The following is a 7,968-nucleotide window of genomic DNA, read 5'->3' on the forward strand; positions in this document are numbered from 1 at the left end:
AGGAGTTCATGGCGCTTGATGCAGAAGAACAGCTGGAGTATGTCGACAAGGTGGCAAAGTTGATTGGGAAATATATTCCGAACCTGTCGGTGCAGATGCTGGACGGTGAGATGAGGATACCGTTGGCAGATGGGCTTGTGCTGTATGGGGGAGTGGCAAAGAGCATAGGGACGGATTTGGAGAATCCCCATTCCGTGGATGTGGCCATATCAAAGAATAGGGAGATATTGGCGGATTGGGGCGTGAAGATTGGGAATCTGGAGGGAAAAGTGAGCGGATCAGGGACTGGCTTAAAGTGCACTTTCAACATGGACAGTAAGACTACAGCATATACAGAGGTCGCACATTCAAGAGAAGATGCCTATGCAAAAATTGAGTGGGGCGCAACAACAACTTATGAAGAAATAAACTCCGTCACCAGTAAAATCGGTCTGGAATATCATCCGACAAAACAGGACTGGCGGGAGAGCCTGATGGAAGCTTACGAACTGGAAATTACAGATGTGCCAAAAGAAGTCTTAGAATTACAGGGTATTCTACTGCCGTTTCCGGTGGGAGTACCTGTGCCGGCAATATAATCATAACGAGGGGAGAGGAAAGGGAGATGGAGAAGATTAAAAGGGCCCTTGGATATATCAGCATGGCAGTCATGATACTGGTGCTATTATATGTAAAGTATGCATATGAACGAGGACTAGAGCTGTGGCCGGTCAAAACGAAACTGCTGCATGATGAAGTGAGGGTGGAACGCAAGATAAAGATTCCAGTAGGAGAGACGATGGAGTTTATACAGCCCGCTTTTCTAGTCGGCATATCCCATTCATCAACAGAGACTCCCGAGGACGCAATAGAGGATTTGGAAGAAGGCAACTATGGGCATGAGTGGTATGAAGAGGTCAAATTAAATGAGGATGGAACGCTCTCGATGACCGTGACGGGAAAGCAGTTGGAACACTGGATAAGTACAAGGGAAGATGCCCTGAATAAGCGAATTGAAAATGGCTGGGATAAAGGTCTGGAGATAACAATAAATAAGGACTTTACAAAAGTAACATATACTTTAAAAGAGGGGTGTGAGATTACGTCATTAGAGTGGGGTATGTATGCTCAGGTCATCATAGGATGTTTATTTGAGATACAGTCCTTCACCGGTATAGCGCCGGAGGACTGTTATGTACGTGAAGTGGTGAAAAGAGAACTAGATGGAGAAACAATAACACTTATTGACACAAATACTGATAATAGATATTTTGAACTAACTGATTCACAGTGGTACGGGGAAGAGGAAATAGAATAAGTATAGCCAATTTTGTGAACGAGAAATTATTGATGTACCAAATAAATGCCAAGCTCTCCAGGGACATTTCTACGGTTATCAGCCAGAGCACCTGCGTCGATAATATAATCATAATGAGCGGAGGGGATAGAGAGATGGAGAAGATTAAAAGGGCCCTTGGATATATCAGCATGGCTATCATGATACTGGTGCTATTATATGTAAAATATGCATATGAACGAGGACTGGAGCTATGGCCGGTTAAAACGAACCTGCAGCATGATGAAGTGAAGGTGGAACGCAAGATAAAGATTCCGGAAGGAGAGACGATGGAGTTCATACAGCCCGCTTTTCTAATCGGCATATCCCATTCGTCGACAGAGACTCCCGAGGACGCAATAGAGGATTTGGAAGAGGGGAATTATGGGCATGAATGGTATGAAGAGGTCAAATTAAATGAGGATGGAACGCTCTCGATGACCGTGACGGGAAAGCAGCTGGAACATTGGATAAGTACAAGGGAAGACGCCCTGAATAAGCGAATTGAGGATAATAAAGATAAAGGTATGGAGATAAGGATTAATAAAGACTTTACAAAAGTAACGTATACTTTAAAGAAGGGGTGTGAGAAATCGTCACTTGAGTGGCTCATAGATGCTCAGGTCATCATGGGATGCTTGTTTGAGATACAGTCCTTCACTGGTATAGCGCCGGAAGACTGCCATGTACGTGAAGTGGTAAAAAGGGAGTCGGACGGAGTAGTGATTATTGATGCAGTCTCTCCGGGAGCGAATTATGAAGTGACAGATGCACAGTGGTATGGGGAAGAGAAAATAGAATAAGTATAATAAACGGCGCCTAAGCCGGATGCCAGGCAACAATGTACACAGAAGGAGAAGGTATGGGAAAGAGCGAAGAGATAACAAAGGGGAAAGAATACATATTGACAGAAACTGTACATAAAGCACAGATGAAGGCATCATCAGCCTATGATTATCACAGGCTGCAGGATAAGAGATGCTATTTTGTGCCCTGCAGGATAGAAGAAAATGAAGAAAGCCTTTGCTTTACCTATGAGCTGGAAGGCCTCACCCCGCTGAAGGAAGTGAAGAAAAATGACCGCGGGCTGATATACAGCCTTCTGATCCAGGTCGGAGAGCTGGAAGAAGCGGCTGGAGTGTATGACTTTTCGCTGGAGCCGGATAATTTATATTATGACGCGCAGAACCGTGTGCATGTGTTAAGGCGTGACATCATGAAAGAGGAAGCCGATAAAGATTATTTTAAAGAGTTTCAGGCACTCGCAGGTGCCCTGCTGCAGAAGAAGTATACTTACGATGATTATCTGCGCGGTGGGATGGATCTTCTGGACAGGCAGGAAGAGGCAAAAGGGGCAGCGTTTTGGAAGGGCATGGAAGATGCACTGACTGACTTAAGCCAGAAGCAGCACGAGTTGAGAAGTTATGAAAAGACGCATATGTGCAGGATAAAAAGAGGCAAGTACAGAGCAGTGATGACCGGTATGCTATTGTTTCTCATACTTACCGCCGCTGTATCGGCATACACATTTTACCAGCACTACAGCGTGATTGTTCCGCAGCGTGCGGCGCTTGCAGCACAGCGGGCCTACGTGGAATCAGACTATGTATCTGTTATCGACAGCCTCAGGGAGATTGAGCCGGATGCAATGGATATCCATGAAAAGTATATTCTGGCAGTGTCGTATATAAAGGGACAGGCGGTAGACAACTTCAGTAATGAAGCCAAGGACAATATCCTGTCCAGGCTTAACGTGAGGGGAGACTCTGCTGTAATGGACTACTGGATATATCTGGGACGACTTGAGACCAGAGAGGCAGAAGATATCGCCCTTAAGCTGTCGGACAACCAGCTGCTGCTCTATGCCTACCTGCAGGAGCGTGACCAGGTGTCCCGTGATTCGTCGTTAAATGGATCCGATAAAGCGCAAAGGGTTCAGGAACTGGATGGCGAGATTGATAAGCTTGCGGAAAAACTGGGAATCCAATACGACAAGAGTACAGAAGAGGAGTAGCGGTATGAATTATAATCTGGTGCAGAAGGAAGATTGGTATGAAGAGTATCCGCAGGGCGTCCAGCTTATGCATGAGGAGGAAGGCCGGACTGTCTCTCTGGTGTCAGAGAAGCATGTATATGCGAGAGAGGGCGAGCTGTACATAGGGAGCTGCGGGGACATCGTCATAGATAGATGCAGGCTGGAACTGTGCATCCGTGGCAGGGAGGTGCGCATAAAAGGCGATTTGGAGGGAGAGCGTATCTACCATAACAGGAAGCGCGTGAGGAGCTCCACTTTTCCGGTGGAAGAAGGGGATGTACTGCTGATACATCAAACGAAAATTATAATATTTAAGGAAAAGCTGGCTGTATTAGGTGATGGCAGACTTTATGCTTCTACTCTTCCCGAACTGATGGAAACGGAGGAGCCATTTGAAGGATTTCCATATTATAAACGTTCACCACGTATTATAAGACGTGTCGTGTCAGATGAGATCGAGATTCAGGCACCGCCTCAAAAGACGGGACTGAGCAGGTCGAACCTGCTTCAGACATTATTGCCGCCGCTGGGAATGATGGCTGTGACAGTTGGCATAGGCCTGCTGATGGGACGGGGGCTGTTTCTGCTTATGTCTGTAGGCGGCACCGGCATGACGGTTATCGTAGCTGTCATAAGATTTGCGAGTGACAGAAAAGAGAGGAAAGAGACGGACAAGAAACGCCGGAAACTGTATGAACAGTATCTTCTGCGAAAAAGAAAGCAAATATATGAACTGTACAGGAACGAAGAGGGGGCATATCGTTATAATTTTCCGTCGATGCTCGAAATCCAGAAGATGGTGCACCAGTACGACAGCAGGATATATGAACGAAGCAGTACGGATGAGGATTTTCTGACGATTTCAGTGGGTAAGCAGACGAAGAGGCCTGCGTTTAAGCTGAAAACAAAGGATAATGAACTGTCTTTGAATAAAGATGAACTGGATAAGGAAGCGGCAGAGATTGCGGACCTCTATGAATGGATGGAAAAGGAATGCGTTATAGACTTGAAGAAGGCACATCTTGGACTTGTAGGTACGAAACCCGCTATCCATGAGCAGCTGAAAATATATATCAGCCAGCTCACTGCGCTTCAGAGCTATCATGACCTGCAGATCATCGTTGTATGTGATGGGAAATATGAGGGGGAATTCAGCTGGATGCGCTGGCTTCCGCATAATAAGATACAGTCGTTGAATGTTCAGGGGCTCATTCAGACGGAGCGTGTAAGGGACCAGATTCTTAACAGCATGAACCAGATATTAAAAGAGAGGCAGGCCAAGCTGGATGAGAGCAAAAAGGAATCCAGATTTATTCCACATTTTCTGTTTATCATTGATGAACCGAAGCTGATTATCGACCATTCGATTATGGAATATCTGCAGAAAGAGGGGGAATATCTAGGCTTCTCTATCATATACACGAGCTATCTGCAGGCAAACCTTCCGGAAAATATCGGGACAGTGCTGCTTCTGGAGCATTCTGGCGAAGGCAGGCTTCTTCTTAAGGAAAAGGAATTAAAGAATGAGAAGATTACACTGCAGAGACTGGAAAACTGTAATCTGGAGGCAATGGCAAGAGATCTCGGCGTGCTGAGGCATGTCCAGGGTGTGACGAGCCATCTGCCGGACAGCATTACCTTTTTTCAGATGTATCATGTCCGTAATCCCGAAGAGCTGGACATCCGCTCGAGATGGAAAAAAGGCGGTTCACACAAATCGCTTGCGGTGCCGCTCGGCGTCCGGGCGGAAGATGACATCGTATATCTGAATCTGCACGAAAAGGCCCATGGCCCTCACGGGCTGATTGCAGGGACGACAGGCTCCGGAAAGTCTGAGGTCATACAGTCTTACATCTTGTCGCTTGCGGTTAATTTTCATCCTTATGAAGTAGGCTTTCTTCTTATCGACTACAAGGGCGGTGGCATGGCCAACCTGTTCCGTGACCTTCCGCATCTTCTTGGTACGATTACGAACCTGGACGGAGCGGAAAGCCTGAGAGCCATGGCTTCTATCCGGGCAGAGCTGAAGAGAAGGCAGCGGATTTTTAAGGATAACGATGTGAACAGCATCAATGCATACAACAGCCTGTTCAAAGAGGGAAAGGTCCGGGAACCGCTGCCCCATCTCTTCCTGATCAGTGACGAATTTGCTGAACTGAAAAAGGCACAGCCTGAATTCATGAAGGAGCTGGTATCCGTGGCAGCCATCGGAAGGAGCCTCGGCGTGCATCTTATACTGGCTACTCAGAAGCCAAGCGGGGTAGTAGACGATCAGATATGGGCAAATTCCAGATTCAAGCTGGCGCTTAAGGTGCAGAATGAGGCGGACAGCAAAGAGATTATCAAGACGCCCGATGCCGCCGGCATTACACAGGCTGGAAGGGCCTATCTGCAGGTGGGGAACAATGAGATATATGAACTGTTCCAGTCAGCCTGGAGCGGTGCGGACTATATTGAGGAACAGGAAGATGAAGTTACGATGGATGACCGTGTCTATCTGATGAACGAATTGGGGCAGGGCGTGCTGGTGAACCGGGATCTAAGCGGGACTCAGGCTGAAAAGAAAGCAAAAGACACACAGCTTGACGTAGTGGTACGCCATATCAAAAAGGTGTATGAAAGCGAAGCGCATACAGACGTCAAAAGGCCATGGCTCCCCTCTCTTGAGAAGAAGGTAATCAGTCCGCTCATGGAAGACAGCGGAGGCGGTAGTATCGAAGAGGGCAGTCTTGTGGTACCCATAGGCCTGATGGATGTTCCCGAAGAGCAGAGGCAGACCGTGTATAAGCTGCATCTGCCGGAAGACGGCAACATTATGTACATCGCCTCCAGCGGATATGGCAAATCCGTATTTCTGACGACCGCTGCACTTGGCCTCGCGTTATCTAACCGGGTTTCAGAAGTTAACCTGTACATACTCGACTTTGGCAATAACGCGCTCGTCTCACTCAGGAGCCTCCCGCACACGTCTGAATACATAAGTATAGAAGACACGGAGCGGTATGACAAATTCAAGGAACTGATGACCGAAGAAGTAAGGGACAGGAAGAGACGGCTGTCAGCGGCTATGGCACCGAACTTCCAGGTATACAATGAAATGGCCGAGGAAAAGATGAAGGCGGTTGTAGTGCTGGCGGATAATTTTGATGCCGTGAAGGAAATGGGCTTCGATGAAGAGGAGTATTTTACACGTTTGACAAGAGACGGCGCCGGAGTCGGAATCTATTTTATAATAACGGCCTCCAGGATCAATGCAGTGCGTGCCGCAACGTGTAACAATTTTAAAAACAAGATTGCAGGATATAATTTCGAGAACGGTGAAGTGACGAACATCGTGGGCCGCTGCAAGTATAAGCTTCCGGAAATTAGGGGAAGAGCTTTCGTAAAACAGGAAGACAATGTCAATATGCTCCAGATATACATGATGGCCGCATGTGACAGGGCAGCGGATTATACGAAGGACATCCGGGAACTCGTACAGAGTGTCAGAGAAAGGTACCCGGGAGAAGAGGCGGAACATATACCGGTGCTTCCCGATGAATTCAGTTCGGATATGATGAGAGATTATGAAAGGGAGGAGGCAGACCTGTATCTTGGACTCGAAAAGAAAAAAGTGATTTTGAGCGGGTTCTCGCGGCTTTGCAGCCCATTTCTCATGCTCGGCGAGGGCGGGAAGGGAAAGACGAACGCATTAAAGATACTGATAGATCAGGCGGCAGGCACGGGTACTGTCATAATATTCGATGCAGGCAATATGGGGCTGTTCGGCTATGCTTCAAGAGAAGGGATGCAATATATAAAAGGTCTTGATGGGTTCATCGCTTATATGGATGAACTGGAGCAGGAGGTAGAAAGCCGGGAGAAACTTAAGAGAGAAAAGCTGGAAGAGAATGTGGGGATAGCGCCGGTGGAAATGCTACGGGAACTGCCGCCGTATTACATATTCATCGATGATCTGGATGATTTTCCCGCATATGAGACAAATTCGATACCTGAAATCACAGCCATGTTCAGAAGGGCATGCAATGTGGGCATCACGATGATTGTCACCGGACATACAGGGAAATTAAAAGGAGCAGACGAGCTTACCCGGTTTGTAAAATCTTCTTCAGAGGGACTGATGGTGAGCTCCCAGGGATTTCTGGGAATCATGCCGGTTCCGGCGGGTGCGGATCATGTGCCGTTCACAGAAGGCCTGTTGTTTCATAACGGTAGTTATAAGGAACTTCTTCTGCCCAAGGCAGTGTAGAGGCCGGGCGGCTGATGGAAAAGGAGGCTGAATTATATGGATATCAAATCATCACTCGGAAGTGCAGTTGCTCTGCGGGGTAATATCGTCTCTGCAGGCAATAATATTACTTTACTGAATGTCGGCAGTGCCGTTGTTACGGGTGTACCTGCACAGTTGAACTGCGAGCAGACATATCAGGCGATGCAGGGATGCCTGAACACTTACAATTCGATTGTTAAAAGAGACGGTGAGCATGTGGCTCAGATAGCATATGCGCTGGATGCCGTTGACCAGAAGATACGAGGCCAGTATAAGTAGGAGAAGGAGCCAGGATGGGCGTAAAGATGAATGTAGGAACGGTACTGTCGGAACTCGATTCCATGAACA

General features: G+C 47.4%; 6 protein-coding genes. All 6 read left to right on the forward strand.

Features of this window, described 5'->3' with window-relative positions:
- Positions 1 to 578, forward strand: a 578-nt coding sequence (locus HJV72_RS18550; protein WP_208073303.1) for a hypothetical protein, incomplete at its 5' end; no start/stop codon positions are given.
- 26 nt (positions 579 to 604) lie between these two features.
- Complete coding sequence (locus HJV72_RS18555; RefSeq protein ID WP_208073305.1) at positions 605 to 1,297, forward strand: hypothetical protein; 693 nt, start codon at positions 605 to 607, stop codon at positions 1,295 to 1,297.
- Positions 1,298 to 1,329: 32 nt separating this feature from the next.
- Complete coding sequence (locus tag HJV72_RS18560; protein ID WP_208073307.1) at positions 1,330 to 2,118, forward strand: hypothetical protein; 789 nt, start codon at positions 1,330 to 1,332, stop codon at positions 2,116 to 2,118.
- A gap of 59 nt (positions 2,119 to 2,177) precedes the next feature.
- Positions 2,178 to 3,329 (forward strand): type VII secretion protein EssB/YukC, encoded by a 1,152-nt coding sequence (locus tag HJV72_RS18565; RefSeq protein ID WP_208073309.1) that lies wholly within the window; start codon positions 2,178 to 2,180, stop codon positions 3,327 to 3,329.
- Positions 3,330 to 3,333: 4 nt separating this feature from the next.
- The gene (gene essC, locus HJV72_RS18570) at positions 3,334 to 7,599 is read left to right on the forward strand and encodes a type VII secretion protein EssC (RefSeq protein WP_208073311.1); all 4,266 of its coding nucleotides are present in this window, start codon (positions 3,334 to 3,336) and stop codon (positions 7,597 to 7,599) included.
- Between the two features lie 36 nt (positions 7,600 to 7,635).
- Entirely contained in the window at positions 7,636 to 7,899 is a 264-nt protein-coding gene (locus HJV72_RS18575) for a TIGR04197 family type VII secretion effector (protein ID WP_049729961.1), read from the forward strand.
- Positions 7,900 to 7,968: the final 69 nt, after the last annotated feature.

It is taken from the genome of Extibacter sp. GGCC_0201 (assembly GCF_017566055.1).
Taxonomy (GTDB): Bacteria; Bacillota; Clostridia; order Lachnospirales; family Lachnospiraceae; genus Extibacter.

Bases quoted from the DNA above. Each gene is read 5' to 3' on its own strand.
- HJV72_RS18555 (WP_208073305.1), top strand. From the start codon at position 605: ATGGAGAAGATTAAAAGGGCCCTTGGATATATCAGCATGGCAGTCATG.
- HJV72_RS18560 (WP_208073307.1), top strand. From the start codon at position 1,330: ATGTACCAAATAAATGCCAAGCTCTCCAGGGACATTTCTACGGTTATC.
- HJV72_RS18565 (WP_208073309.1), top strand. From the start codon at position 2,178: ATGGGAAAGAGCGAAGAGATAACAAAGGGGAAAGAATACATATTGACA.
- essC (WP_208073311.1), top strand. From the start codon at position 3,334: ATGAATTATAATCTGGTGCAGAAGGAAGATTGGTATGAAGAGTATCCG.
- HJV72_RS18575 (WP_049729961.1), top strand. From the start codon at position 7,636: ATGGATATCAAATCATCACTCGGAAGTGCAGTTGCTCTGCGGGGTAAT.